Here is a 25,095-nt window from a genome sequence, read left to right as displayed (position 1 = left end):
GGCACCAACCTCCGGGAAAGTCGCTCCACGCGGGCTGCGCGGCGCTCGATCCCGGGGTGGACGACCCATCCCCCGGTAGCCTGAACCGTTTCGGCGCGGATCCCCACCCGCGCCCGCGCCGCTCCCGTCCCACGGGACGCGGCGCCTGGTTGTCACTGCTTTCGCTACGAGTCGTAGCGTAACTGGACCGTGGGCCCCCGCCGCAACCCCATCCGGACTTCCGGGGACGTGAGCTGCCCCACTTTCCCGGGCGGCCAGGCTGACCCCGGGCACGGGGAGTCGCTACCGTTACCGGTCCCACCCAAGTTACTTACCAGTAAAACCCAAGGAGGCCAGGTGCCGGCCGCCCAGCCCCCCACGACCCCGGCGGACCGGGAGCGCCTCCCGGAGGCCGCTCCTGGGGCCCTGGAGGCCCCGGCGGCCCCCGCCGGCAGCCCGGAGGCTCCGGGGGGCCCGGAGCACCCCGAGGGCACCACCACCCGGGCCAAGGGCCGTCCGCGCAGCGCCGCCGCCGACCTCGCCATCCTGGACGCCACCCGCGAGGCGCTGGCCGAACTCGGCTGGGGCGGGCTGACGATGGGCCACGTGGCGACCCGCGCCAAGGTCGCCAAGACCACCCTCTACCGCCGCTGGCCCTCCAAGAACGAGCTGGTGGTGGACGCCGTCGCCAGCCTCTTCGACGAGCTGGTGATGCCGGACCTCGGCAGCCTGCGGGCCGACATCGAGGCGGTGGTCGCCCAGTTCGCCGACCTGCTGGCCCGGCCGGAGACCCAGGCCGCGCTGCTCGCGCTGTTCGCCGAGGGCACCCGCGACCGGCAGCTGCGCCGGCGGATCCGGGAGGCGATCGTCGACCCGCAGAAGCGGCTGGTCCGCCAGGGCCGGGCGGCCGCCCAGGCGCGCGGCGAGCTCGCCCCGGACGCCGACGAGGCGACCGCCGGCGAGGAGATCGACATCATCTTCGACACCATCGCCGGCACGGTCGAGCACCGGGTGCTGGTCAGCGGCGAGCCGATCACCGCCGACTGGACCCGGCGGTTCACCAGCCTGCTGCTCGGCCCGTTCCCCAGCCTGACGACCGGCTGAACCGGCCGCCGGTCCGGACCGCGGAACGCGGAACCGCCCCGCACGAGGACCGTGCGGGGCGGTTCGGCCGGTGGACCGCGGCGTCGGGCGACCGCGCGATCGGCGACCGCGCGATCGGCGACCGCGCGATCGGCGACCGCGATCAGAACGTGGCGGTCTCCCGGTAGATCCCCCACTCGTCGCGCAGCGCGTTGCAGATCTCGCCCAGGGTGGCCTCGGCCCGCACCGCGTCCAGCATCGGCGGGATCATCGACTCGCCCGAGCGCGCCGCCGCGAGCATCGCGTCCAGCCCGGCCCGCACCGCCGCCTCGTCCCGGCCGGCCTTCCGCTCGGCCAGCATGCGCACCTGCTCGCGCTCGACCTCGTGGCTGACCCGCAGGATCTCCAGCTCGGGGGTGACGCTGCGCGGGTGGCAGTTGACGCCGACGACCCGCTTGTCGCCCTTCTCCACGGACTGCTGGTACTGGAAGGCCGCCTCGGCGATCTCCCCGGTGAACCAGCCCTCCTCGATCCCGCGCAGGATGCCGGAGGTGACGGGGCCGATCTCGTGGTCCTCGCGGCCCTTGTCCAGGATCCGCTGGAAGATCGCCTCGGCCTGCTGCTCGATCCGGTCGGTGAGCGCCTCGACGTACCAGGAGCCGCCCAGCGGGTCGGCCACGTTGGTGACGCCGGTCTCCTCCATGATCACCTGCTGGGTGCGCAGCGCGATCTCGGCGGCCTGCTCGGAGGGCAGCGCCAGGGTCTCGTCCAGGGCGTTGGTGTGCAGCGAGTTGGTGCCGCCGAGCACCGCCGAGAGCGCCTCGACCGCGGTGCGGACCACGTTGTTGTACGGCTGCTGGGCGGTCAGCGACACCCCGGCGGTCTGGGTGTGGAAGCGCAGCCACTGCGCCTTGTCGGTCTTGGCGCCGAAGCGGTCGCGCATCCAGCGGGCCCAGATCCTGCGGGCGGCGCGGAACTTGGCGATCTCCTCGAAGAAGTCCAGGTGCGCGTCGAAGAAGAAGGAGAGGCCGGGCGCGAACACGTCCACGTCCAGGCCGCGGGAGAGGCCCAGCTCGACGTACGCGAAGCCGTCCGCCAGCGTGTACGCCAGCTCCTGCGCGGCCGTCGCCCCGGCCTCGCGGATGTGGTAGCCGGAGACGGAGAGCGGCTTGTACGCCGGGATGCCCTCGGCGCAGTACGCCATCAGGTCGCCGATCAGGCGCAGGTGCGGCTCGGGCGCGAAGAGCCACTCCTTCTGGGCGATGTACTCCTTGAAGATGTCCGTCTGCAGGGTGCCGTTGAGCACCGCCGGGTCGACGCCCTGCCGCTCGGCCGCGACCAGGTACATGCAGAAGATCGGGACGGCCGGGCCGCTGATCGTCATCGAGGTGGTGACCTCGCCGAGCGGGATGCCCTTGAAGAGGACCTCCATGTCGGCGGCCGAGTCGATGGCCACGCCGCAGTGGCCGACCTCGCCGAGCGACTTCGCGTCGTCGGAGTCGTAGCCCATCAGGGTGGGCATGTCGAAGGCGACCGAGAGGCCGCCGCCGCCCGCCTCCAGGATCATCCGGTAGCGCTCGTTGGTCTGCTGGGCGTTGCCGAAGCCGGCGAACTGGCGGATGGTCCACGTCCGGCCGCGGTAGCCGGTCGGGTGCAGGCCGCGGGTGAACGGGTACTCGCCCGGCCAGCCGATCCGCTCGAAGCCGTCGACGGGCTGTCCGGCGGGCGGGCCGTAGACCGGCTCGACCTCGTCCCCGGAGAGGGTGGTGAAGTCCGCGTCCCGCTTGCGGGCGCTGTCGTACCGCTGCTGCCAGCGCTGCCGGCCGCGCTCGATCTCCTCGGCGTCCATGACCACGAACTCCGCTCCGTACGGCCGCCACGGCATCGGGGCGGCACAGCTGTTAGGACGTCCTACTAATTTACTCGGACGTCCTAGTACTTGTCGACGGAGGTCCGGCCCGACACGCGGAAGGGCGCCCTCCCCCGGCGGGGAGGGCGCCCTTCGGCACGACTGCGGGACGCGGCGGCCGTCAGACGCCGGCGGCCTGGCGCTCGGCGGCGGCACCGGCCGGAAGCTTCGCGGCGGCCTCGGCGACCACCTTGCGCTCGGCGACGAAGGAGGCGAACGGGATGCAGCCCGCGGCCAGGGTGAAGATCATCCGGCCGAGCGGCCACTTGAGCTTCTGGCCGAGCAGGAAGGTCACCACGAAGTACCCGATGTAGAGGTAGCCGTGCAGCATCGCCACGTAGGTGGTCACGTCCTCCGCGGTGCTGAAGCCGTACTTCGCGACCATGAAGCCGCAGAACACCAGCAGCGCCACGCCGGTCGCAATGGCCAGGGCCCGGTACCAGCCCAGCAGGGGGGTCGCCTTCATGTTCTTCATCGCCTCGCTCGGCAGGATCGGCCGGTACGTCCGGAAATCTGCGCACCGCTCCGAACGAGGGTAGCCGCCGCTTACGGGTGCGGCGTGCAGCGCCCCGGGGCCCGCCGGGCGGATCAGCCCCCGGCCCCGGCCTCGTCCGGCTCGGTGAAGTCGCCCGCCGCGATCCGCAGCGGCCGGAGCAGCTCGAACACCTGGCGGCACTGGCCGGCGTCGTACTCCTCCAGGCCGAACTCCATCGCCATCAGCTCCCGGGTGGCCTCCTCCACCGTCGCGCGGCCGCGGTCGGTGATCGAGGCGAGCACCCCGCGGCCGTCCAGCGGGTTGGGCCGGCGGGCGACCAGGCCGGCCCGCTCCAGGCGGTCGACGGTGTTGGTGACGCTGGTCGGGTGGACCATCAGCCGCTCGCCGATCTTGGAGAGCGAGAGCTCGCCGGTCCGGCTGAAGGTCAGCAGCACCAGCGCCTCGTAGCGGGCGAAGGTCAGACCGTACGGCTTGAGCACCGCGTCCACCCGCGAGAGCAGGATCTGGTGGGCGCGCATGATCGAGGTGATCGCCGCCATCGAGGGGACCCCGCCCCAGCGGCGGGTCCAGAGCTCGTCGGCGCGGGCGATCGGGTCGAAGTCGAGTGCGAGGGGCTTGGCCACCTCCTAACCGTACCGGCGGGTGGGGCTGCTGCTATCAGGCGTCCTGATGGTGGACAAGCGCAACGCGTGGCGGGATCCCGCCAGCGGGACGGGCTGGTCCGTACCAGGACGTTGCGGGGATGTGAACGCCCGCCAACCCGCCCGCCCGGGGCGCCGGTTGGCCGCCGGACCGGCCTCCGGCCCGCTATCAGGCCTCGGTTCGGGCGGTAACCCGCTGAAAGGCGGGGCGATTCGCCCCGGTTTGCCGCGCTGTTCACAATCCGCCGGGCTGGCGAGACCTGGCCAATTGGTGAACCAGACCTGTCATTTCACTTGTTGGATTGTCATGCTTTCGGCCAGCCCCGTCCGGCAGCCACCGCCCCACTCACCGGTGGCCCGCCGCTCGACCGCACGGAGCTGCACGCCAGCGCCCGTTCCGCCCCTCAGGTGCCAACCCCGGCACCCCGGGACGAGGCGCGCCCGCGCACACGCGGTTTCCCGGAAGGACCTGTACGTGAAGCGAAAGCTCGCAGCCGGCGCCGTACTCTCCGCCACCGCCCTCCTCACCGGCGTCATCCAGGTGAGCACCGCCGCCCAGGCCGCGCCGACCCCCTCGGCCCAGGCGCAGGCCGCGCAGCAGCAGGAGGCCGTCCTCGCCGTGGCGAAGGGTCAGGCCGACCCGCTGGCCAAGGCTCTCGCGCTGGGCGGCCAGGAGAAGCTGGTCGCCAAGGACGCCGTGGTGGACGCCGACGGCACCCGCCACCTCCGCTTCGAGCGCACCTTCGCCGGCCTGCCGGTCCTCGGCGGCGACCTGGTGGTGCACCAGGCCTCCGACGGTGCGGTGAAGACCGTGGACAAGGCCGTCACCGCCACGATCCAGGTGCCCAGCCTGACCCCGGAGATCCCCGCCGACCAGGCGGCCGCGCAGGCCTCCGGCGCCGTGCAGGCCACCGTCGGCATCGCCGCCGACAAGGACGAGTCGCCGCTGAAGGAGGTCCACCAGACCGGCAAGGCCCAGCTGGTGGTCTGGGCCGCGGACGGCAACCCGCGCCTGGCGTACCGCACGACGGTCGAGGGCGTGCGCGCCGACGGCACCCCGTCCAGCCAGCTGCTGGTCACCGACGCCGCCACCGGCGCGGTCCTCTCCACCCACGAGCAGGTGCAGACCGCCTCCGGCACCGGCAAGGGCGTCTTCGTCGGCACCGTCCCGCTGACCACCACCGCGGTCTCCGGCGGCTACTCGCTGAAGGACGCCACCCGCGGCGGCCAGTCCACCGTCGACTACAAGGGCCGCACCTCCGGCTCGGGCACCCTCTACACCGACGCCGACAACGCCTGGGGCACCGGCACCGTCTCCAGCGGCCAGTCGGCCGCGGTGGACGCGCAGTTCGGCGCGGCGGCCACCTGGGACTACTACAAGAACGCCTTCGGCCGCAACGGCATCAAGAACAACGGCGTCGGCGCCACCAGCCGGGTCCACTACGGCAAGAACTACGTCAACGCCTTCTGGTCCGACCAGTGCTTCTGCATGTCGTACGGCGACGGCGCGAGCAACACGCACCCGCTGACCGAGATCGACGTGGCCGGCCACGAGATGACCCACGGCGTCACCTCCGCCACCGCGAACCTCAACTACTCGGGCGAGTCCGGCGGCCTGAACGAGGCCACCTCGGACATCTTCGGCACCATGGTCGAGTTCTCCGCCAACCTCGCCACGGACAAGCCGGACTACCTGATCGGCGAGGAGATCGACCTCAACGGCGACGGCACGCCGCTGCGCTACATGGACAAGCCCTCCAAGGACGGCGGCTCCGCCGACGCGTGGTCCTCCGGCGTGGGCAACCTGGACGTCCACTACTCCTCCGGCGTGGGCAACCACTTCTTCTACCTGCTGGCCGAGGGCAGCGGCGCCAAGACCATCAACGGCGTCAGCTACAACAGCCCGACCTCCAACGGCTCCACCCTCACCGGCATCGGCCGGGACAAGGCGGCGGCCATCTGGTACCGCGCCCTGACCGTGTACTGGACCTCCACCACCAACTACAAGGGCGCCCGCACCGGCACGCTGAGCGCGGCGGCCGACCTGTACGGCGCGGGCAGCGCCGAGTACAACGCGGTGGCGGCCGCGTGGAGCGGCGTCAACGTCAGCTGACGTCCGCGCGAACGGCGCCCGGGGCCCTCACTGGGAGGGGAGGCCCCGGGCGTCGGCGTGTCCGGGGGCGCCCGGGCCTTACTACGGCCGGCACCCGCCGAACGGCACCTTCCGTAGCAAGGGGTGCCGGACCCGGCAAGGCCACCCGTTGGCGGGATCCCGCCAACGGGGCGAACCGCCCGGAACGGACATCCGTCGCACCCGGCGCACCCGTACCGGCGACTGGCGAGACCTGGCCAATCCCCGGCGGCGCCCTGTCCTTCCGCCCCAACGGGTTGTCATGCTTCTGTCCAAGCCCCGTTCGACGGCCGTCACCCCCACCCACCGACCGGCCGTCAAGGACCGCACGGGAGCAGCACGTCAGCGCCCTACCGCCCCACGGCGCCACCCCCGGCGCCCCGGTATGCGGCGCGACCGCGCACACGCGGTTTCGTGGAAGGAACCCGTACGTGAAGCGAAAGCTGACAGCCGGAGCCGTACTCTCCGCCACCGCCCTGCTGGCCGGCGCGATCCAGGTCGCCGCCGCGCCCGCCCAGGCCGCCGCCCCCTCCGTCGCCCAGCAGCGCGACGCCCTGATCGCCCTGGCCGGCGGCGAGGCCGCCCCGGTGGCGCAGGCCCTCGCGCTCGGCGGCCAGGAGAAGCTGGTCGTCAAGGACGCGGTGCTGGACGCCAACGGCGACCGCCACCTGCGCTACGAGCGGACCCTGGGCGGCCTGCCGGTGCTCGGCGGCGACCTGGTGGTGCACCAGAAGGCCAACGGCACGATCACCTCGGTGGACCGGGCCTTCGACGGCCGGCTGTCGCTGCCGAGCCTCGCCCCGGCGCTCTCCGCCGACAAGGCGGCCGGCCAGGCGCTCGGCGCGGTCCGGGCCACCGTCGGCATCGCGGCCGACGAGGACGAGGCGGCGATCAGCCGGGTCGACGGCGCGGGCACGGCGCAGCTCGTGGTCTGGGCCGCGGACGGCAGCCCGCGGCTGGCGTACCGGACGGTGGTGACGGGCGAGCGGGCCGACGGCACCCCGAGCAGCCAGCAGCTGGTCACCGACGCGGCCACCGGCGCGGTGCTCTCCACCCACGAGGAGTTCCAGACCGCGACCGGCAGCGGCAAGGGCGTCCACGTCGGCTCGGTCACCCTGACCACCACCCAGAGCGGCTCGACCTACCAGCTCAAGGACGCCACCCGCGGCAACCAGTGGACGGGCAACGCCGCGAGCGGGAACGCCCTGTACACCGACGCGGACAACGTCTGGGGCAACGGCCTGGCCTCCAACACCCAGTCCGCCGCCGTGGACGCCCAGTACGGCGCCGGCGCGACCTGGGACTTCTACAAGAACACCTTCGGCCGCAACGGCATCAAGAACAACGGCGTCGGCGCGAGCAGCCGGGTGCACTACGGGAACGCGTACGTCAACGCGTTCTGGAACGACTCCTGCTTCTGCATGACGTACGGCGACGGCTCCGGCAACAGCAACCCGCTCACCGCGATCGACGTGGCCGGCCACGAGATGACCCACGGCGTCACCTCGGCCACCGCCGGGCTGGTCTACTCCGGCGAGTCCGGCGGCCTCAACGAGGCCACCTCGGACATCTTCGGCACCATGGTCGAGTGGTACGCCAACCTGCCCGGGGACGTGCCGGACTACCTGATCGGCGAGAAGATCAACATCTTCGGCAACGGCAAGCCGCTGCGCTACATGGACAAGCCCTCCAAGGACGGCAGCTCCAAGGACGCCTGGTACTCCGGGGTCGGCAACGTCGACGTCCACTACTCCTCGGGCGTGGCCAACCACTTCTTCTACCTGCTGGCCGAGGGCAGCGGCGCCAAGACCATCAACGGCGTCAGCTACAACAGCCCGACCTCCAACGGCTCCACGGTCACGGGCATCGGGCGGAACAAGGCGGCCGCGATCTGGTACCGCGCGCTGACCGTCTACATGACCTCCACCACCAACTACAAGGCCGCCCGCACGGCGACCCTGAAGGCCGCGTCCGACCTGTACGGCGGTACGGGCAGCACCGAGTACAAGGCGGTGGCCGCGGCCTGGAGCGCGGTCAACGTCAACTAGCGGCCGCCCCGCCCCGCCCCGAAAGGCGAGCGGGCGATTAACGCCACAGGCTGCCGGGTCCTTGGAGAGGAGGCCCGGCAGCCTGTCGGCGTGCCGTCGGGAGGTGCGGACGGGGAGGCTCAGGCGGCGGCGGGCTCGCGCACCGCGGCGGACCCGCCGAGCTCCTCCTTCTTGAGCATCCGCTCGGCGAAGAAGCCGCCGGTGGGCAGCACCGAGAGGACGAACAGCAGGATGCCGCGCTTGGCGTCCCACTTCTGCGTCTGCCAGGCCATGATCCAGAACACCACGTAGAGGATGAACAGGATCCCGTGGACCATGCCCATCACCGGCACGGCGTCGAAGCTGGTGGTCCGCTTGAGCACCGAGCAGACCAGGAGCAGGAGGAAGGAGAGGCCCTCGGGGCCGGAGACCAGGCGCAGGCGGTGGACGGCACTGCTGTTCACGATGGGTACCTCGATGCGGGGGTCGGAGATCGCTTGTGAACCGGCTCACAAGCATCCCCGCCATTATCACCGAGCACACGCCCGCCCCCGCGGCCGGGGTGCCCGGCCGTGCCGGATGTCACAGCCGTGCAGCAGATCGCCCCCGGTGGCGCCGCGACGTCCGCCGCCACCCCTATCCTGCTGCCGCGCGCCCGGCGACCCGGGCGCCGTCCGCAACGCACACGGGGGTACGAACGATGTTCAAGCTGGACTGGGACCGGAGGACCTGCGCCCGCCGCGGCCACCTCACCTACGCGCCGACCGAGCCCGAGCTGAACCGCCGCCTGCACGCCGCCACCGCACTCGGCGACGCCTGGCGCTGCCTGCGCTGCGGCGACTTCACCCTGGGCGCCCCGCACGGCTCCGGGCCGGCCGACGAGGCGCCGCTGGTGCCGCGCGGCAAGGCCCTGCGGGACCTCTTCATCCTGCGCTTCCTCGCGGTCGAGCGGCTGCTGCGCGGCCTGCTGATAGTCGTGGCGGCCTGGGGCGTGTGGAGGTTCTCCAACAGCCAGGACGCGGTGCGCCGGGTCTTCGACGAGAACCTGACGGTCTTCAAGCCGGTCACCGACCACTTCCACTGGGACCTCGAACACTCCCCGATCGTCGACACGATCCGCAAGACCTTCGACTACGAGCACAAGACCCTGCTCATCGTCGCCGGCGCCCTGCTGGTGTACGCGCTGATCGAGATCGTCGAGGCGTACGGGCTCTGGCTGGGCCGCCGCTGGGCCGAGTACCTGACCGTGGTGGCCACCGCGGCCTTCCTCCCGCTGGAGGTGTACGAGCTGACCGAGCACGTCAGCGCGCTGAAGGTCTGCACGCTGGCGCTGAACATCGTCGCGGTGCTGTGGATCCTCCTCTCCAAGCGCCTGTTCGGGCTGCGCGGCGGCGTGGTGGCCTTCGAGGCCGAGCGCCACTCGGCCTCGCTGCTGGAGGTGGAGCAGGCCGCCGGGGCCGTTCCGCACGGCGCCGGCGCCACGGCCTGATCCGGGCATTTGTCGCAGACCCGTACCAGTTCGGCGACGGCCTCTCCCCGGCCGCGGCCGGATCCGGCTACATTTCGGCCGTGGCACAGTTTCGACTCCAGGGGTCCAAGACGCTCGCCGTCGACATGACGGGCGACGGCGTCAAAGCCAGAAACGGCTCGATGGTCGCGTACACCGGCCAGATGAGCTTCAAGAAGCTCACCGGCGGGGGTGACGGCCTGCGCGGCATGGTCGCCCGCCGGCTGACCGGCGAACAGATGACGGTCATGGAGGTGAAGGGGCAGGGCACCTGCTACTTCGCCGACAAGGCCACCGAGATCAACCTCGTCCGGTTGAACGGCGAGACGCTCTACGTCGAGTCGGACAACCTGCTCTGCACCGAGGGCACGCTGAAGACCGGTACCACCTTCACCGGTCTCAACGGCATCTCCTCCGGCAACGGCCTGTTCACCACCAAGGTCGAGGGCCACGGCTGGGCGGCCGTCACCTCCAAGGGGCCGGCGATCATCCTGCGGGTCTCCCAGGGCATGCCGCTGCGGGTGGACCCGGGGGCCTACGTGGCGCACACCGGCAACCTGAACCGCAGCCTGAAGTCCGGGGCCGGCTGGACCACCTTCATCGGCGAGGGCGGCGGCGAGGCCGTCCAGGTCGAGTTCACCGGCGAGGGCCTGGTGTACGTGCAGCCGTCCGAGAAGCTGACCGTCGGGGGCGACGTCTGATGCCGTTCACCAGGATCAACAACAAGATGATCGAGGCCCGGGTCGTCCCCGGGCAGCGGCTCTTCAGCCAGCGCGGCGCGATGCTCGCGTACACCGGTGAGGTGCGGTTCACGCCGAACCTCACCGGCGGGCAGGGCGGGCTGATGTCGATGATCGGCCGCCGGGTGGCCAACGAGGACACCCCGCTGATGACGGTCGAGGGCCAGGGCACCGTGATGTTCGGCCACGGCGGGCACCACGTGCACGTCATCGACCTGGCCGGCGACACCCTGTACGTCGAGGCGGACCGGCTGCTGGCCTTCGAGGGCTCGCTGCAGCAGTCCACCATGTTCATGGGGTCGCAGGGCGGCGTGATGGGCATGGTCCGCGGCCAGGTGACCGGCCAGGGCCTGTTCACCACCAAGCTGGACGGCCACGGCTCGGTCGCGGTGATGGCCCACGGCGGCGTCTTCGAGCTGCCGATCACCCCGCACCAGCCGGTGCACGTCGACCCCCAGGCCTACGTCGCGCACCGCGGCCAGGTCCAGAACAAGCTGTCCACCGCGCTGGGCTGGCGCGACATGATCGGACGCGGCTCCGGCGAGGCCTTCCAGCTGGAGCTGTCCGGGAACGGCACGGTGTTCGTGCAGGCGAGCGAGGAGAAGCTCTGATGTCCTACCCGCCGCAGCCCGGCTACGGGCAGCCGAACGACCCGTACGGCCAGCAGCAGCCGTACGGCCAGTCGCCGTACAACCAGCCGACCCAGCCCGGATTCCCGGTCGCCCCGCCGCCGCCCGGCTACGGCCCGCCGCCCGGCCAGGGCTACCCGCCGCCCCCGCCGCCGCAGGGCTACCCCGCGCAGCCGCCGCAGCAGTACACCCAGGAGCAGTACGGCGGCGCCCAGGCCCCGCTGCCCAAGGCGCACGACGGCGCCTCCGGCCCGGTGGTGCACGACGCGCACAGCCTGCCGGTCAACGACAACGTCAACCCGTACGCCTTCTCGGTGGACCTGAACGGGTCGTACTTCCTGCAGAAGGGCAAGATGATCGCCTACTACGGCGACATCTCCTTCAAGGGCGTCGGCGCCGGCGCGATCGACCGGATGCTCGGCATGCACTTCAACTCGCCGATGCACGCCGCGGACTGGGTGGTCGCCGAGGGCCGGGGCAAGCTGCTGCTGGCCGACCGCGCCTTCGACCTCAACTCCTACGACCTGGAGGAAGGCAACCTGACCGTCCGTTCGGGCAACCTGCTGGCCTTCGAGCCGACGCTGCGGCTCAAGCAGTCGATCATCCCGGGCTTCCTGACCCTGATCGGCACCGGCAAGTTCGTCGCCGCGTCGAACGGCCCGGTGCACTTCGTCGAGCCGCCGATCCGGGTCGACCCGCAGGCGCTGGTCGGCTGGGCCGACTGCCCGGCGCCGTGCCACCACTACGACCACGACTACATGCACGGGGTGATCGGCGGCATCCGCCGGCTGACCGGGCTGGGCGGGGCGTCCGGCGAGGAGCACCAGTTCGAGTTCATCGGCGCCGGCCAGGTGCTGCTGCAGTCGACCGAGGTGCTGATGGCCGAGCGCGCGGTCGGCCAGGTGCACGCCGAGGCGGGCGTCCCGATGGGCGGGGTGCCCTCGCAGCACGCCGCCGGCCACGGGAGCCAGCTGCCGAACGTCAACGTCCCGGGTCTCGGTAACCTGGGCGATCTCGGACGACGTTTCGGCCTGTAAATTTGTACAAGATTTAACTAAGTACGGTATGCTGTCCGCATGGATACGCACACGCCCGACGCCGCGGACGTCTCCCCCTCGGAGCCCGAGGAGGAGACTCCCTGGCTGAGCGCCCGTGAGCAGCGGATGTGGCGCGCCCACCTGGAGGTCGCCAAGCTGCTGGACTACCAGCTCGGCCGCGAGCTCCAGCCGCACAGCCTGGCCATCAACGACTACGAGATCCTGGTCGTCCTCTCCGAGGCCCCCGAGCGGCGGATGCGGATGACCGACCTGGCCACCGCCACGCTCCAGTCCAAGAGCCGGCTCTCGCACCAGATCACCCGGATGGAGACGGCCGGGCTGGTGCTGCGCCAGGAGTGCCCGGGCGACCGGCGCGGGCTCTACGCCCACCTCACCGAGCACGGCTGGGCGACGATGCAGAAGGTGGCGCCGGACCACGTCCGCAGCGTCCGGGCGCACTTCATCGACCGCTTCACCCCCGAGCAGCTGGACGCGATGTACGAGGCGCTCGCGCCGGTCGCCGAGCACCTGCGCGGCCTGCGCGGCCGCGCCTGACAGGTCCTCGCGCGCCCGCCGCCGGACCGGCTCCGCACGGACGACACGGAAGGGCCGGTTCCCCGTCGCGAACGGGGAACCGGCCCTTCCGGCGTGCGGTCGGCCCGGGGTCAGCCCCGGGTCAGCCCGGCGACCAGCTCGTCGGCGGCGCCGTACGGGTCCAGCTCGCCGGCCACCACCCGCTCGGCCAGCGTGGCCAGGTGGCGGTCGCCGTGCAGGTCGCCGATCCGGGCCCGCAGCGCGGCCAGCGCGATCGCCTCCACCTCGTCGGCGGCCCGGCGGCGACGGCGCACGGCCAGCTCGCCGTGCTCCTCCAGCCAGGCGCGGTGCTTCTCCAGCGCCTCGACCACCTCGTCCACGCCCTCGCCGCGGGCCGCGACGGTCTTCACGATCGGCGGACGCCAGTCCCCCGCCTCGCGGGCCTCGCCGAGGCCGAGCATGTGGTTCAGCTCCCGGGCGGTGGCGTCGGCGCCGTCCCGGTCGGCCTTGTTGACCACGAACACGTCGCCGATCTCCAGGATCCCGGCCTTGGCGGCCTGGATGCCGTCGCCCATCCCGGGGGCCAGCAGCACCACCGTGGTGTCCGCCTGCGCGGCGATCTCCACCTCGGACTGGCCGACGCCCACGGTCTCGACCAGGATCACGTCGCAGCCGGCCCCGTCCAGCACCCGCAGCGCCTGCGGAGCGGCCCAGGACAGGCCGCCGAGGTGGCCGCGGGTGGCCATCGAGCGGATGAACACCTCGGGGTCGGTGGCGTGGTCCTGCATCCGGACCCGGTCGCCGAGCAGCGCGCCGCCGGAGAACGGCGAGGACGGGTCGACGGCCAGCACCCCGACCCGCTTGCCCAGCCGCCGGTACGCGGAGACCAGCGCGGAGGTCGACGTCGACTTGCCGACACCCGGCGACCCGGTCAGCCCGACGGTGTAGGCCCGGCCGGTGTACGGCGCGAGCGCGGCCATCGCCTCGCGCAGCTGAGGGGCGGCGTTCTCGACCAGCGAGATCAGCCGGGCGACGGCCCGCGGACGGCCCTGCCGGGCCTGCTCGACCAGCGTCGGGACATCGATCATCGGGATCTCCTTACGGATCGGGCCTGATAGGCCCCGGGGCTGCGGCCCGCTTGTGGCGGTCCGCAGCCCCGAAGGTATGTCAGACGATCAGGCCTTCGGAACCCTGACGATCAGGGCGTCGCCCTGGCCGCCGCCGCCGCACAGCGCGGCCGCACCGACGCCGCCGCCGCGCCGCTGGAGCTCCAGCGCCAGGTGCAGCACCACGCGGGCGCCGGACATGCCGATCGGGTGGCCGAGGGCGATCGCGCCGCCGTTGACGTTGACGATCTCCGAGGAGACGCCCAGGTCCTTCATCGACTGGTAGGCGACGGCCGCGAAGGCCTCGTTGATCTCGAGCAGGTCGAGGTCGCCGGCCTCCAGGCCCTCCTTGGCCAGCGCGTGCTTGATCGCGTTGGACGGCTGCGACTGCAGCGAGTTGTCCGGGCCCGCGACGTTGCCGTGCGCGCCGATCTCGGCGATCCAGCTCAGGCCCAGCTCCTCGGCCTTGGCCTTGCTCATCACGACCACCGCGGCGGCACCGTCGGAGATCTGCGAGGCGGTGCCGGCGGTGATCGTGCCGTCCTTGGTGAAGGCCGGGCGCAGCTTGGCCAGGCCCTCGACGGTGGTGTCCGGGCGGATGCCCTCGTCCTGGCTGAAGACGACCGGCTCGCCCTTGCGCTGCGGGATCTCCACCGGGACGATCTCGGCCTCGAAGATGCCGTTCTGCTGCGCCTTGGCGGCGCGCTGGTGCGAGGCGGCGGCGATCTCGTCCTGGATCTCGCGCGGGATGCCCAGGCGGACGTTGTGCTTCTCGGTGGACTCGCCCATCGGGATGTTCTCGTAGGCGTCGGTCAGGCCGTCGTTCGCCATCGAGTCGAGCATCTCGATCGCGCCGTACTTGAAGCCCTCGCGGGACTTCGGCAGCACGTGCGGGGCGTTGGTCATCGACTCCTGGCCGCCGGCCACCACGATGTCGAACTCGCCGGCCCGGATCAGCTGGTCGGCCAGCGCGATGGCGTCCAGGCCGGAGAGGCAGACCTTGTTGACGTTGAGCGCCGGGACGTTCATCGGGATGCCGGCCTTGACGGCGGCCTGGCGGGCCGGGATCTGGCCGGCGCCGGCCTGCAGCACCTGGCCCATGATCACGTACTGGACCTGGTCGCCCGTGATGCCGGCCCGCTCCATCGCGGCCTTGATCGCGAAGCCGCCGAGGTCGGCGCCGGAGAAGCCCTTGAGCGAGCCGAGCAGGCGCCCCATGGGGGTCCTTGCACCGGCGACGATCACAGAGGTGGTGTTGGACATGGGACGAGCCCCTTCGCACGTCGTGGCCAGGTGAGGATGCGCTCAATGTACTGACCTGTTACCCGCCCGTCACCGCGGCGACGGTGTGATCGAGCGCACTGGCACTGTCCAGTCAACACCGTGTCAACCCGATCCGGGTGAACCGGGCCCGCGCGCCCCGCCGGACCGGCCGTGTGAGCAGGCTCGCAACCGGCACCGCTGGCGTGCCCGGGCCGCATGCGCTGCACTGTTGCCGTCCCGTTGCCCGTCCCGACCCCGGAGGCCTCCGTGCTGACCCGCATCGACCACATCGGCATCGCCTGCCGCGACCTCGACAAGACGGTCGAGTTCTACCGCGCCACCTACGGCTTCGAGGTGTTCCACAGCGAGGTCAACGAGGAGCAGGGCGTCCGCGAGGCCATGCTCAAGATCAACGACACCGGCGACGGCGGTGCCTCGTACCTCCAGCTGCTGGAGCCCACCCGGCCCGACTCCACCGTCGCCAAGTGGCTGGAGAAGAACGGCGAGGGCGTCCACCACATCGCCTTCGGCACCGCCGACGTCGACGGCGACTCCGAGGACATCCGGGCCAAGGGCATCCGGGTCCTCTACGAGCAGCCGCGGATCGGCTCGATGGGCTCGCGGATCACCTTCCTGCACCCGAAGGACTGCGGCGGCGTACTGACCGAGCTGGTCACCTCCGCCGAGCCGGGCGGGCACGACGCGCACTGAGCCCGCCCGCCGACGGCTCCGTCCGCACCGCGTGCGTACACCATCCATTCCGCACGCGGCCGGGCCCGCACGGCCTCCGGCGCCGCCGGCGGGTGCCGCCCCCGGGTGGCACCCGCTGGTGACTCGTCAGTAATGTGGCCCTCTGCCCGGAAATCCCCCACGCGGCCATTCCCCCGCAGGGCGCTCCCACTACAATGCCCAGGTGCGCGAAGACTCCGGGGGACGGGGACGACGAGCACGGCCGAATGACAGGCCTGTCCGCCCTCCGGTGGTCGGCCCGTCGCAGGGGAGTCCACTACGCGGGCACGGCTGAACAGTCGCAGTTCTGATCTGTCACCATTCTCCACAGGCAAGAGTTCGCCCAGAAGTCCACCCGGACGGGGGAACGCGGAACCACCGCGCTCCCACCTGCCAGGACTTCGACGACCGTGGCGGACGCCCCCGGCTGAACGGGGTCGTCCACCGGCTGCGGATGCAAGGACCAGTCGGACCGGGGCCCCGGACAGTGGGAGCCCAGGACCGGCCGGGTCGAGGACGCGACCAGGAGATGGATGGGACCGCGGAGTGCGGGGCTACGACCGCTACGAGGTTGACGATCACCTCTCCCAGTTCGAGGCCGAGATGGATCGGACTCGAAAGGAGCGGGACAAGGCCGTCGAGCATGCCGAGGATCTCGCCTACCAGGTGGAGGTGCTCCGGGCCAAGCTGCACGAGTCCCGCCGCATGCTCGCCCAGCCGCGCGCCTTCGACGCCGTCTCGGGCCAGGCCGAGCAGATGCTCCGCACCGCGGAGATGCAGGCCCAGCAGCTGCGCGCCGACGCCGAGCGGCAGCTGCGCGACTCGCAGGCCGCGACCCAGCGGATCATGGCCGAGGCCGCCGAGCGCACCGCCCGGCTGGAGGCCGACCTGGCCGCCCGCCGCCGCCAGCTCGAGGACGAACTCACCGAGCTGCGGCGCAGTGCCGAACAGCACGTCAAGGAGAACGTCAGCTGGGCCGAGCAGACCCGGGCCGGCCACGAGCAGGAGGCCCAGCGCCTGCTGCAGGAGGCCCGCGCCGAGGCCGACCGGCTGATGGCCGCCGCCCGCGCCGAGGCCACCGCGCTGGCCGACCAGGCCCGCGCGCAGACCGCCGCCGACGTGAACGCCGCCCGCGGTGAGGCCCAGGCCGCCGCCGAGGCCGCCATCCAGCGCGCCCAGAACGACGCCGAGCGGCTGCTCCGCGCCGCCTCCGAGCAGGCCCAGCAGGCCGGCGCCCAGGCCGCGGCCGACGTGAACGCCGCCCGCGGCGAGGCCCAGCAGCAGCTCGACGCCGCCCGCGGGGAGGCCCAGCAGCAGCTGGCCGCCGCCCACGCCGCCGCCGAGCAGCAGCTCGCCCTCGCGCAGGCCGAGATCGGCCGGCTCAAGGAGCACGCCGCCGCCGAGCAGCAGCGCGCCCAGGAGGCGCTCGCCCACGCCCAGGCCGAGATAGAGCGGCTGCGCGCCGAGGCGATCGCCGAGGCCGAGCGCACCCGCCGGGAGGCCGCCGAGCTGCGCTCCCAGGCCGAGGCCGCCGCCGAGCAGCTGCAGGCCGACGCCGAGGCCGCCGCCGAGCGCAAGGTCGCCGACGGCGAGGCCGCCAGCGAGCAGCGCTCGCAGACCGCCCGGGCCGAGGTGGCCCGGATGGTCGCCCAGGCCACCAAGGAGGCCGACGCGATCAAGGCCGCGGCCGCCACCAAGCAGGCCGAGGCCGACGCCGCCAAGGCCGCCGCCGCCGAGGAGGGCGAGCGGCTGCGCGCCACCGCCGAGTCGGTGGCCGGGCAGCTGCGGGCCGAGGCCGAGGCCGCCATCGCCGAGATGCGCGCACAGGCCGACCGAGACGTCGCCGAGCTGCGGGCGCAGGCCGAGGCCTCCGCCGCACAGCTGCGCAGCGAGGCCGAGGAGGCCGGCCGGGCGGCCGGCGCCAAGGACGCCACCGTCCACCTCGCCAAGGCCGCCAAGACGGCCGAGGAGGTGCTCGCCCGCGCCAACCAGGACGCCGAGACGGCCCGCACCGGCGCCGCCACGGAGGCCGAGCGGATCCGCACCGAGGCCGCCGCCGAGGCGGAGCGGCTGCGCGAGCAGGCCCGGGCCGCCGTCGAGCAGGCCCAGAACGCCGCCCTGGACGACGCCGCGGCCATCCGCGAGCGGATCCAGGAGATGCAGGACGAGGCCGCCCGGATGCGGGCCGAGGCGGAGGAACTGCGCGCGCAGACCGCCGCCGAGGCCGACCGGGTCCGCGGCGAGGCCCGCCGCCAGGCCGTCGTCCAGATCGAGGAGTCGGCGAAGAACGCCGAGGAGCTGCTCACCAAGGCCAAGTCCGACGCGGACGAGCTGCGCGCGGGCGCGGCCGCCGAGATCGAGCGGCTGCGCGAGCAGGCCAAGGAGCAGGCCGCCGAGACCCAGGGGCGCGCCGAGCAGACCCTGGGCCGGGCTCGCGCCGAGGCCGAGAAGACCGTCGCCGCCGCCGAGCAGCAGGGCCAGGACGCGCTCGCCGCCGCCAAGGCCGCGGCCGCCGAGAACCGGGTCGCCGCCGAGCGGGAGACCGCCGAACTGCGCCGCGAGGCAGCCGAGTTCGACCAGCGGGTGCGGACCGAGGCGACCGCCGCCGCGGAGGCGCTGCGGGCCGACGCGCAGGCCGAGGCCGCCGCCGTCCGGGACGCCGCGGTCGCCGACGCCGAGCGGGTGCGCACCGAGGCCGACACCGAGGCCGCCCGTTCCCGGGCCGAGGCCGAGGCCGCCGCCGACGCGCTGCGCGAGGAGAGCCGGCGCGAGCGCGAGGAGGCCTCCGACGGGCTGCGCCGCGAGCGCGAGGAGACCACCGAGCAGCTGGCCGCCGCCCGGGCCGCCCGCACCGAGGCCGAGCAGGCCGCGGCGGAGCTGACCGAACGCACCGCCACCGAAACGGCCGCCGTCCGGGAGGCTGCCGACGCGCACGCCGACCGCGTCCGCACCGAGGCCGAGCAGGCCGCCGCCGAACTGACCGAACGCACCGCCACCGAGACCGCCGCCGTCCGGGAGGCCGCCGACGCGCACGCCGACCGCGTCCGCACCGAGGCCGAGCAGGCCGCCGCCGAACTGACCGAACGCACCGCCACCGAAACGGCCCGGCTGCACGCCGAGGCCGAGGAGGCCCTGGAGGGCGCCCGGACCACCGCCGAGCGGCTGCGGACCGAGGCCGAGGCGGCCGCCAAGGCGCTGCGCGAGCGGGCCGAGGCGGACCTCGCGCTGGCCTCCGAGCAGGCCGAGACGGTCCGCGCCGAGGCCGGCCGGGAGCTGTCCGAGGCACGCGCCACCGCCGACGCCGTCCGGGCCGAGGCCGAGGCCGCGCTGGAGCAGGCCCGCGCCGACGGCGTGGAGCTGGTCGCGGCCGCCGAGGCCGAGGGCGCCCGCCTGGTGTCCGTCGCCGAGGACGAGGCCGCCGAGGTCCGTCAGTCGGTGGCCGGGATGCACGAGGCCGCCTCGCAGCAGATCGCCGAGCTGCGGGCCACCGCCGAGGCCGAGGCCGCGGAGACCCGCCGGGCCGCCGGGCAGGACGCCGCGGAGCTGCGCGCCGAGGCGGAGCGCGAGGCCGCCGAACTGCGCGACACCGCCGAGCGCGAGACCGCCGAACTGCGTGAGCGGACCGACCGCGCCGTCGCCGAGCAGCGCGAGACCGCCGACCGGGAGACCGCCGAGCAGCGGGCCCTCGCGGACCGCGAGACCGCCGAGCAGCGCGACACCGCCGACCGGGAGACCGCCGACCTGCGGGCCCGGACCACCGCCGAGACCACCGCCCTGCGCGAGCACACCGAGCTGGAACTGGCCGCCGAGCGCGAGGCCGCCGAGGCCGAGCTGGGCCGGCTGCGCGCCGAGGCGCACGCCTACGACGAGCAGCTGCGCGCCGACGCCGAGGCGGAGCTGCGGTCCGCCCAGGAGGCCGGCGAGCAGCAGCGTGCCGACGCCGAGGCGCAGGCCGCCCGGACGGTGGCCGCCGCCGAGGAGCGGGCCGCCGCCACCGTCGCCGAGGCCGAGGAGTTCGCCGCCTCGCTGCGGGCCGAGGCCGAGGAGTACGCGCTGGCCACCCGCGGCCTCGCGGACGAGTACGACGCGGCCGCCCACGCCCGCGCCGACGCCTACGACGCCGACACCCGCGAGGCCGCCGAGCAGTTCGACAAGGCCACCCGCGATCACGCCAAGTCCGTGCTGGAGAAGGCTTTCGCCGACGCCGAGGCGCTCGGCGAGGACGCCCAGACCACCGCGCTGGCCACCACCGCCGCCGCCGAGGAGCAGGCGGACGCGATGGTCGCGGCGGCCCGCAAGGAGGCCGACCGGCTGGTCGCCGCCGGCGAGGCGGCCGGTCAGGCCGAGGTCGAGAAGGGCCGCTCCGACGCCGACGCGCTGCTCTCCGAGGCCCGCCGGGACGCCACCGCGATCCGCGAGCGCGCCGAGGAACTGCGCGAGCGCACCGACGCCGAGGTGGAGGCCCTGCACGAGCGCGCCCGCAAGGAGAACGCGCAGGCCATGAAGTCCGCCGGCGAGCGCGTCGACGCGCTGGTGACGGCCGCCCAGGAGCAGCTGACCGAGGCCGAGGAGCAGGCGGTGGCCACCGTCGCCGAGGCCGAGGACCGGGCCGCGGCGCTGGTCGCGGCCGCCGAGGACCGCGCCAACGAGCTGACCTCGGAGGCGTCCGCCGAGGCCAGCAAGGTCCGGATCTCCGCCGTCCGCAAGGCCGAGAGCCTGCTGAAGGAGGCCGAGACCAAGCTCGCCGACTCGACCGACCGCGCCGAGGCCCTGATCATCAAGGCCGAGGCCAAGCTGAAGTCGGCCGAGGACGAGGCGGAGGAGCGGACCGAGGCCGCGGCGGCCGAGGCGGAGGAGCGGCTGCGGGCCGCCGACGAGGCCGCGGACGAGCAGGTCGAGCTGGCGAAGGCGGAGGCCGAGCGGCTGCTCACCGAGGCGCGGTCCGAGGCCGAGCGGGTCACCGACGAGGGCCGGCGCGAGCTGGACGAGCTGGTGCGCCGCCGCAAGGACATCAACACCGAGATCTCCAGGGTGCAGGACGTGCTGTCCGCGCTGGAGGCGTTCGAGGCGCCGCAGCCGGTCGCCCAGACCAACGGGGGAAGCAACACCAAGAAGGACGGGGGCGCCAAGGCCGGTGCCGGAGTTGGCGCTCCCCGGTCGGGTGGCAATCGCTCCAAGAACGCACCACCCGATTGAGCGGACATTGTCCGCGAGACATCGGCGTTTCGCCGTAGACACTCCGGTACCGTGTCAGGATTCCCTCAACCACCTCAGCGGTTTGACGACAGGAAGCCCAGAACCCCATGAGCGACAGTCACTCCCCTCACGGCTTCGACCTGGTGCGCCGTGGGTACGAGCGCGCCCAGGTCGACGAGCGGATCACCAAGCTGGTGGCCGACCGTGACAGTGCCTTGACCCGGATCAGCGCGCTGGAGAAGCGCATCGAGGAGCTTCACCTGGAGACCCAGACCGCCCAGGCGGCGGTCACCGAGGCGGAGCCCTCGTACGCCGGTCTCGGTGCCCGGGTCGAGAAGATCCTGCGGCTGGCCGAGGAGGAGGCCAAGGACCTGCGCGACGAGGCGCACCGCGCCGCCGAGCAGCACCGCGAGCTCGCCGAGGCCGCCGCCCAGCAGGTCCGCACCGAGGCCGAGAACTACGCCAAGGACCGCAAGGCCAAGGCGGAGGACGAGGGCCTGCGGATCGTGGACAAGGCCAAGAGCGACAGCGCCCAGCTGCGCGCCGAGGCCAACAAGGACGCCCAGAACAAGCGCGAGGAGGCGGACGTCCTCTTCGAGGAGACCCGCACCAAGGCCGCCCAGGCCGCGCTGGAGTTCGAGACCAACCTGGCCAAGCGCCGCGAGCAGTCCGAGCGCGACCTCGCCGCCCGTCAGGCCAAGGCCGAGAAGCGTCTGGCCGAGATCGAGCACCGGGCCGAGCAGCTGCGCCTGGAGGCCGAGAAGCTGCGCACCGACGCCGAGCGCCGGGCCCGCCAGACCGTCGAGACGGCCCAGCGCCAGTCCGAGGACATCGTGGCGGACGCGAACGCCAAGGCCGACCGGATCCGCAGCGAATCCGAGCGCGAGCTGGCGGCGCTCACCAACCGCCGCGACAGCATCAACGCCCAGCTGACCAACGTCCGCGAGATGCTGGCGACGCTGACCGGCGCGGCCGTGGCCGCCGCCACGCTGCCGAACGACGACACCATGGGCGTGCCCGCGCAGCAGTCCCGCTGACGCACCCCCACGGCTGACGGGCCCTCACCCTCCGGGGTGGGGGCCCGTCCTGGCTCGGCGCCCGTTCTCTGCGGGGCCCGTTCCGGTGCCTCGGACCCGGCTCAGCGCGGGTAGGCCCCGTCCGGCCGCTGGTGGCCGCGGCTCAGCTGGTTGCCGTCGTCGTCCGAGACGGTGCCGAACCACGAGGTGCACCAGACCGACACCGAGTCCGGCCAGTACTGCACCTCGAAGGGGTGCCCGGGGCCGTAGTCGCCGTACGAGGTGACGATGAAGGTCTCGCCCGGGCGTAGCCAGTAGTCCTCGCCGAGCGGCTCCAGGGTCAGCTCGACCAGACCGTCGCCGCGGTTGGTGACGGGCATCCGGCCGGTGACCTCCAGCGCCGAGAAGTCCCAGCTGCCCTGCTCCGTCCTCCGCTCCCCGCTCATCGGCCCACCCGCTCCAGCAGGCGGCGCACCACGGCGTTGAACGCCTCCGGCGCCTCCAGCGCGCTCAGGTGGCCCACGCCCGGGACGACGGTCAGCTCGGCGTCCGGGCAGGCCTGCACCATCAGCTCGGCCTCGGCGAGCGGCACCAGCCCGTCCTCGGCGCCCGCCACCACGGCGGCCGGCACCCGCACCCCGGCCAGCACGTCCAGGCCGTCCGGGCGGGCCGCCATCGCCCGCTGCGCCCACGCGACCGCGGCCGGCGGCGCCGCGGCGACCATCCCCTGCACCCGCTCGGTCAGGTGCCCGGACTCCGGCCCGAGCTGGCCGGCCGCCACCTTCTCGTCGAGCAGCAGCTGCACGCTGTCGCGGGCCAGCACCGCGGCGGCGATCCGCTCGCGGTTGGCCCGGGCGGCGTCGGCGTCGGCGGTGGCCCGGGTGTTGGCCAGCAGCAGGCCGGCCAGCCGGTCCGGGTGGCGGCGGGCGAAGGCCAGCGCGACGTAGCCGCCCATCGAGATGCCGCCGATCACCGCCCGGCCGATCCCGGCCGCGTCCAGCAGCAGGGCGACGTCGTCGGCGACCGCGTCCAGCGAGGGCTCGCCGGCGCCCAGCTCGGTGCCGCCGAAGCCGCGCTGGTCGGGGGCGAGCACCCGGGCGTCGTGGCCGGTCGGTCCGGGCAGGGCGTCCAGTTGGGCGGACCACATCGAGGCGTTCAGCGGGAAGGCGTGCAGCAGCACGACGGGTGTTCCGGTACCGCTCTCGCGTACCGACACTGCGGAGGGGAGCTGGGTCATGGGCCCCACCGTATTCCGGTGGGCCCGGCGGGCCCACTCAGCGGGCCACCCCGTCCGCTTTGTCATAGCCTGACGGAGAGTAAGGGAGCGCGAATGATCGAGTTGCACGACCTGACCAAACGTTACGGCAAGACCCTCGCCGTGGACCGGCTGAGCTTCCAGGTGCCGCAGGGCGTGGTCACCGGCTTCCTCGGCCCCAACGGCGCGGGCAAGTCCACCACCATGCGCATGATCCTCGACCTGGACCGGCCCACCGCCGGCCGGGTCACCATCGACGGCAAGCGGTACGGGCAGCTCAGCGAGCCGCTCAAGTACATCGGCGCGCTGCTGGAGGCCAAGGCCGTCCACCCCGGCCGCACCGCCCGCGACCACCTGCTCTGGCTCGCCCAGAGCAACCGCATCCCGGCATCCCGGGTGGACGAGGCGCTCGCCCTGGTCGGCCTCACCGCGGTCGCCCGCAAGCGCGCCCGCGGCTTCTCGCTCGGCATGAGCCAGCGGCTCGGCATCGCCTCCGCACTCCTCGGCGACCCCGAGATCGTGATGTTCGACGAGCCGGTCAACGGGCTGGACCCGGAGGGCATCCTCTGGATCCGCAACCTGATGAAGCGGCTCGCCACCGAGGGCCGGACCGTCTTCGTCTCCTCGCACCTGATGAGCGAGATGGCCGTCACCGCCGACCACCTGGTCGTCATCGGCAAGGGCCGGCTGCTCGCCGACATGCCGATGGCCGCGTTCATCCGGCGCAACTCCCGCTCCGCCGCCCGGCTGCGCACCCCGCAGCCCGAGCGGCTGCTGGACGTGCTGGCCGGCGCCGGGATCCGGCACGAGCCCGGCCCGGACGGCTCGTACGAGGTGGTCGACGGGGACCTCGCCGAGCTCGGCGAGCTGGCCGCCACCCACGGCGTGGTGCTGCACGAGCTCAGCCCGCAACAGGCCTCCCTGGAAGAGGCGTTCATGCAGATGACGGCCGACTCGGTGGAGTACCACGCCGGGGCCGGCGAGGGCCGCGACGCGGCCGGCGCACCCGGCGTCTGGGGCGCCGACTGGCAGGGCGGTCCGGCCAGGCAGCCGGCCGGCCGAGGCACGGAGGAGAACTGAGATGGCGTCCTTCCCCGCGATCCTGCGCTCCGAGTGGACCAAGATCCGCAGCGTCCGCTCGACGGTCTGGACGCTCGCCCTGGCGTTCGTGGTCACCGTCGGGCTGGGCGCGCTGCTGTCCCTGCTGACCAACAACAACTTCGCCGAGTTCCGGCGGGGCGAACAGACCCCGTTCGACGCCACCGGGACGGCCTTCTCCGGCATCATGCTCGGCGAACTGGCCATCATCGTCTTCGGCGTGCTGGCGGTCGGCAACGAGTACAGCAGCGGGATGATCCGGGTCACCCTGGCCGCCGTCCCGCAGCGCGGCACGCTGCTGACCGGCAAGGCCGTGGTGCTCGGCGCCCTGGCCTTCGCCGTCTCCCTGGTCACCGCGTTCATCACGTTCTTCGTCGGCCAGGCATTGCTGGGCGAGCACTCCACCAGCCTCACCGAGCCGCACGTGCTGCGCGCGGTGTTCGGCGCCGCGCTCTACCTGACGATGCTCTGCCTCTTCTCGGCCGGCGTCACCGCGATGCTGCACAACCAGACACTGGCCCTCGGCGTGCTGGTGCCGTTCTTCTTCCTGCTCTCGCCGATCCTCTCGGCGGTGCCGAAGGTCAAGACGCTGGCCCACTACTTCCCGGACTACGCCGGCTCGCGGATGCTGCTGGTCTACGAGCAGCACGGCCAGCCGTACGGCCCGTGGGCCGGCTTCACGATCTGCCTGGCCTGGACGCTGGCCGCACTGGTCGGCG

General features: G+C 73.2%; 21 protein-coding genes. 13 read left to right on the top strand and 8 right to left on the bottom strand.

Annotated elements, in window-relative coordinates:
* Window positions 1-336 precede the first annotated feature (336 nt).
* Window positions 337-1,083: a TetR/AcrR family transcriptional regulator gene (locus tag ABZ885_RS17365; RefSeq protein WP_360188628.1), complete on the top strand. Its 747-nt coding sequence runs from the start codon at window positions 337-339 to the stop codon at window positions 1,081-1,083.
* Window positions 1,084-1,225: 142 nt separating this feature from the next.
* On the opposite strand, the gene ABZ885_RS17360 is transcribed toward ABZ885_RS17365, so the two are convergent.
* The 3 genes from ABZ885_RS17360 to ABZ885_RS17350 all read right to left on the bottom strand — a co-directional run bounded on the left by ABZ885_RS17360 (window position 1,226) and on the right by ABZ885_RS17350 (window position 4,090).
* Window positions 1,226-2,911, bottom strand: a complete 1,686-nt coding sequence (locus ABZ885_RS17360; protein WP_360188626.1) for a methylmalonyl-CoA mutase family protein — start codon at window positions 2,909-2,911, stop codon at window positions 1,226-1,228.
* Window positions 2,912-3,092: 181 nt separating this feature from the next.
* Complete coding sequence (locus tag ABZ885_RS17355; protein ID WP_360188623.1) at window positions 3,093-3,437, bottom strand: DUF3817 domain-containing protein; 345 nt, start codon at window positions 3,435-3,437, stop codon at window positions 3,093-3,095.
* 122 nt (window positions 3,438-3,559) lie between these two features.
* Window positions 3,560-4,090, bottom strand: a complete 531-nt coding sequence (locus tag ABZ885_RS17350) for a MarR family transcriptional regulator (RefSeq protein ID WP_360188620.1) — start codon at window positions 4,088-4,090, stop codon at window positions 3,560-3,562.
* A gap of 493 nt (window positions 4,091-4,583) precedes the next feature.
* Between ABZ885_RS17350 and ABZ885_RS17345 the strand changes: the two genes are divergently transcribed.
* Window positions 4,584-6,221, top strand: a complete 1,638-nt coding sequence (locus ABZ885_RS17345; RefSeq protein WP_360188617.1) for a M4 family metallopeptidase — start codon at window positions 4,584-4,586, stop codon at window positions 6,219-6,221.
* 449 nt (window positions 6,222-6,670) lie between these two features.
* Window positions 6,671-8,287 (top strand): M4 family metallopeptidase, encoded by a 1,617-nt coding sequence (locus ABZ885_RS17340; protein WP_360188615.1) that lies wholly within the window; start codon window positions 6,671-6,673, stop codon window positions 8,285-8,287.
* 119 nt (window positions 8,288-8,406) lie between these two features.
* Here the strand turns inward: ABZ885_RS17340 and ABZ885_RS17335 are convergent, their stop codons facing one another.
* The gene (locus ABZ885_RS17335) at window positions 8,407-8,733 is read right to left on the bottom strand and encodes a DUF3817 domain-containing protein (RefSeq protein ID WP_360188633.1); all 327 of its coding nucleotides are present in this window, start codon (window positions 8,731-8,733) and stop codon (window positions 8,407-8,409) included.
* A gap of 233 nt (window positions 8,734-8,966) precedes the next feature.
* On the opposite strand from ABZ885_RS17335, the gene ABZ885_RS17330 reads away from it, so the two are divergent.
* The 5 genes from ABZ885_RS17330 (at window position 8,967) to ABZ885_RS17310 (ending at window position 12,734) form a co-directional block, all read left to right on the top strand.
* On the top strand, window positions 8,967-9,755 hold the full coding sequence (locus ABZ885_RS17330; protein WP_360188612.1) for a DUF2127 domain-containing protein: 789 nt from the start codon (window positions 8,967-8,969) through the stop codon (window positions 9,753-9,755).
* Window positions 9,756-9,835: 80 nt separating this feature from the next.
* A complete protein-coding gene (locus ABZ885_RS17325) occupies window positions 9,836-10,474 on the top strand; it encodes an AIM24 family protein (protein WP_360188609.1) in 639 nt (212 codons plus the stop codon).
* Complete coding sequence (locus ABZ885_RS17320) at window positions 10,474-11,124, top strand: AIM24 family protein (RefSeq protein ID WP_360188606.1); 651 nt, start codon at window positions 10,474-10,476, stop codon at window positions 11,122-11,124. Before ABZ885_RS17325 ends, ABZ885_RS17320 begins: the two co-directional genes overlap by 1 nt.
* A gap of 239 nt (window positions 11,125-11,363) precedes the next feature.
* The gene (locus tag ABZ885_RS17315) at window positions 11,364-12,179 is read left to right on the top strand and encodes an AIM24 family protein (RefSeq protein WP_360188630.1); all 816 of its coding nucleotides are present in this window, start codon (window positions 11,364-11,366) and stop codon (window positions 12,177-12,179) included.
* Between the two features lie 39 nt (window positions 12,180-12,218).
* Entirely contained in the window at window positions 12,219-12,734 is a 516-nt protein-coding gene (locus ABZ885_RS17310) for a MarR family transcriptional regulator (RefSeq protein WP_360188603.1), read from the top strand.
* Window positions 12,735-12,844: 110 nt separating this feature from the next.
* Here ABZ885_RS17310 and meaB read toward each other — a convergent pair whose 3' ends face one another.
* Together meaB and ABZ885_RS17300 are read right to left on the bottom strand one after the other, a co-directional pair.
* Window positions 12,845-13,801, bottom strand: a complete 957-nt coding sequence (gene meaB / locus ABZ885_RS17305) for a methylmalonyl Co-A mutase-associated GTPase MeaB (RefSeq protein ID WP_360188600.1) — start codon at window positions 13,799-13,801, stop codon at window positions 12,845-12,847.
* 87 nt (window positions 13,802-13,888) lie between these two features.
* Window positions 13,889-15,082: an acetyl-CoA C-acetyltransferase gene (locus ABZ885_RS17300; protein ID WP_360188597.1), complete on the bottom strand. Its 1,194-nt coding sequence runs from the start codon at window positions 15,080-15,082 to the stop codon at window positions 13,889-13,891.
* A 267-nt stretch (window positions 15,083-15,349) separates the two neighbouring features.
* Here ABZ885_RS17300 and mce point away from each other — a divergent pair, with 267 nt between their 5' ends.
* The 3 genes from mce (at window position 15,350) to ABZ885_RS17285 (ending at window position 22,044) form a co-directional block, all read left to right on the top strand.
* Window positions 15,350-15,793, top strand: coding sequence for a methylmalonyl-CoA epimerase (gene mce / locus ABZ885_RS17295; protein WP_360188594.1), 444 nt, complete (start codon window positions 15,350-15,352; stop codon window positions 15,791-15,793).
* Between the two features lie 564 nt (window positions 15,794-16,357).
* On the top strand, window positions 16,358-21,007 hold the full coding sequence (locus ABZ885_RS17290) for a hypothetical protein (protein ID WP_360188591.1): 4,650 nt from the start codon (window positions 16,358-16,360) through the stop codon (window positions 21,005-21,007).
* A 107-nt stretch (window positions 21,008-21,114) separates the two neighbouring features.
* Complete coding sequence (locus ABZ885_RS17285; RefSeq protein ID WP_360188588.1) at window positions 21,115-22,044, top strand: cellulose-binding protein; 930 nt, start codon at window positions 21,115-21,117, stop codon at window positions 22,042-22,044.
* Between the two features lie 101 nt (window positions 22,045-22,145).
* On the opposite strand, the gene ABZ885_RS17280 is transcribed toward ABZ885_RS17285, so the two are convergent.
* Together ABZ885_RS17280 and ABZ885_RS17275 are read right to left on the bottom strand one after the other, a co-directional pair.
* Window positions 22,146-22,469 (bottom strand): hypothetical protein, encoded by a 324-nt coding sequence (locus ABZ885_RS17280; protein WP_360188586.1) that lies wholly within the window; start codon window positions 22,467-22,469, stop codon window positions 22,146-22,148.
* Entirely contained in the window at window positions 22,466-23,260 is a 795-nt protein-coding gene (locus tag ABZ885_RS17275; RefSeq protein ID WP_360188583.1) for an alpha/beta hydrolase, read from the bottom strand. The genes ABZ885_RS17280 and ABZ885_RS17275 overlap by 4 nt, the downstream gene beginning before the upstream one ends.
* A 93-nt stretch (window positions 23,261-23,353) precedes the next feature.
* Here ABZ885_RS17275 and ABZ885_RS17270 point away from each other — a divergent pair, with 93 nt between their 5' ends.
* Together ABZ885_RS17270 and ABZ885_RS17265 are read left to right on the top strand one after the other, a co-directional pair.
* Window positions 23,354-24,358 (top strand): ABC transporter ATP-binding protein, encoded by a 1,005-nt coding sequence (locus tag ABZ885_RS17270; protein ID WP_360188580.1) that lies wholly within the window; start codon window positions 23,354-23,356, stop codon window positions 24,356-24,358.
* Between the two features lies 1 nt (window position 24,359).
* The coding region (locus ABZ885_RS17265) for an ABC transporter permease subunit (protein ID WP_360188577.1) at window positions 24,360-25,095 on the top strand (736 nt) is incomplete at its 3' end.

Origin of the sequence: Kitasatospora sp. NPDC047058 (assembly GCF_040643935.1) — a bacterium.
Taxonomy (GTDB): domain Bacteria; phylum Actinomycetota; class Actinomycetes; order Streptomycetales; family Streptomycetaceae; genus Kitasatospora.
This window is presented reverse-complemented; position numbering and strand designations above follow the sequence as displayed.

Bases quoted from the DNA above. Each gene is read 5' to 3' on its own strand.
- ABZ885_RS17285 (WP_360188588.1), top strand. From the start codon at position 21,115: ATGAGCGACAGTCACTCCCCTCACGGCTTCGACCTGGTGCGCCGTGGG.
- ABZ885_RS17280 (WP_360188586.1), bottom strand. From the start codon at position 22,469: ATGAGCGGGGAGCGGAGGACGGAGCAGGGCAGCTGGGACTTCTCGGCG.
- ABZ885_RS17270 (WP_360188580.1), top strand. From the start codon at position 23,354: ATGATCGAGTTGCACGACCTGACCAAACGTTACGGCAAGACCCTCGCC.
- ABZ885_RS17275 (WP_360188583.1), bottom strand. From the start codon at position 23,260: ATGACCCAGCTCCCCTCCGCAGTGTCGGTACGCGAGAGCGGTACCGGA.
- ABZ885_RS17330 (WP_360188612.1), top strand. From the start codon at position 8,967: ATGTTCAAGCTGGACTGGGACCGGAGGACCTGCGCCCGCCGCGGCCAC.
- ABZ885_RS17300 (WP_360188597.1), bottom strand. From the start codon at position 15,082: ATGTCCAACACCACCTCTGTGATCGTCGCCGGTGCAAGGACCCCCATG.
- ABZ885_RS17320 (WP_360188606.1), top strand. From the start codon at position 10,474: ATGCCGTTCACCAGGATCAACAACAAGATGATCGAGGCCCGGGTCGTC.
- ABZ885_RS17355 (WP_360188623.1), bottom strand. From the start codon at position 3,437: ATGAAGGCGACCCCCCTGCTGGGCTGGTACCGGGCCCTGGCCATTGCG.
- ABZ885_RS17310 (WP_360188603.1), top strand. From the start codon at position 12,219: ATGGATACGCACACGCCCGACGCCGCGGACGTCTCCCCCTCGGAGCCC.
- meaB (WP_360188600.1), bottom strand. From the start codon at position 13,801: ATGATCGATGTCCCGACGCTGGTCGAGCAGGCCCGGCAGGGCCGTCCG.
- ABZ885_RS17360 (WP_360188626.1), bottom strand. From the start codon at position 2,911: ATGGACGCCGAGGAGATCGAGCGCGGCCGGCAGCGCTGGCAGCAGCGG.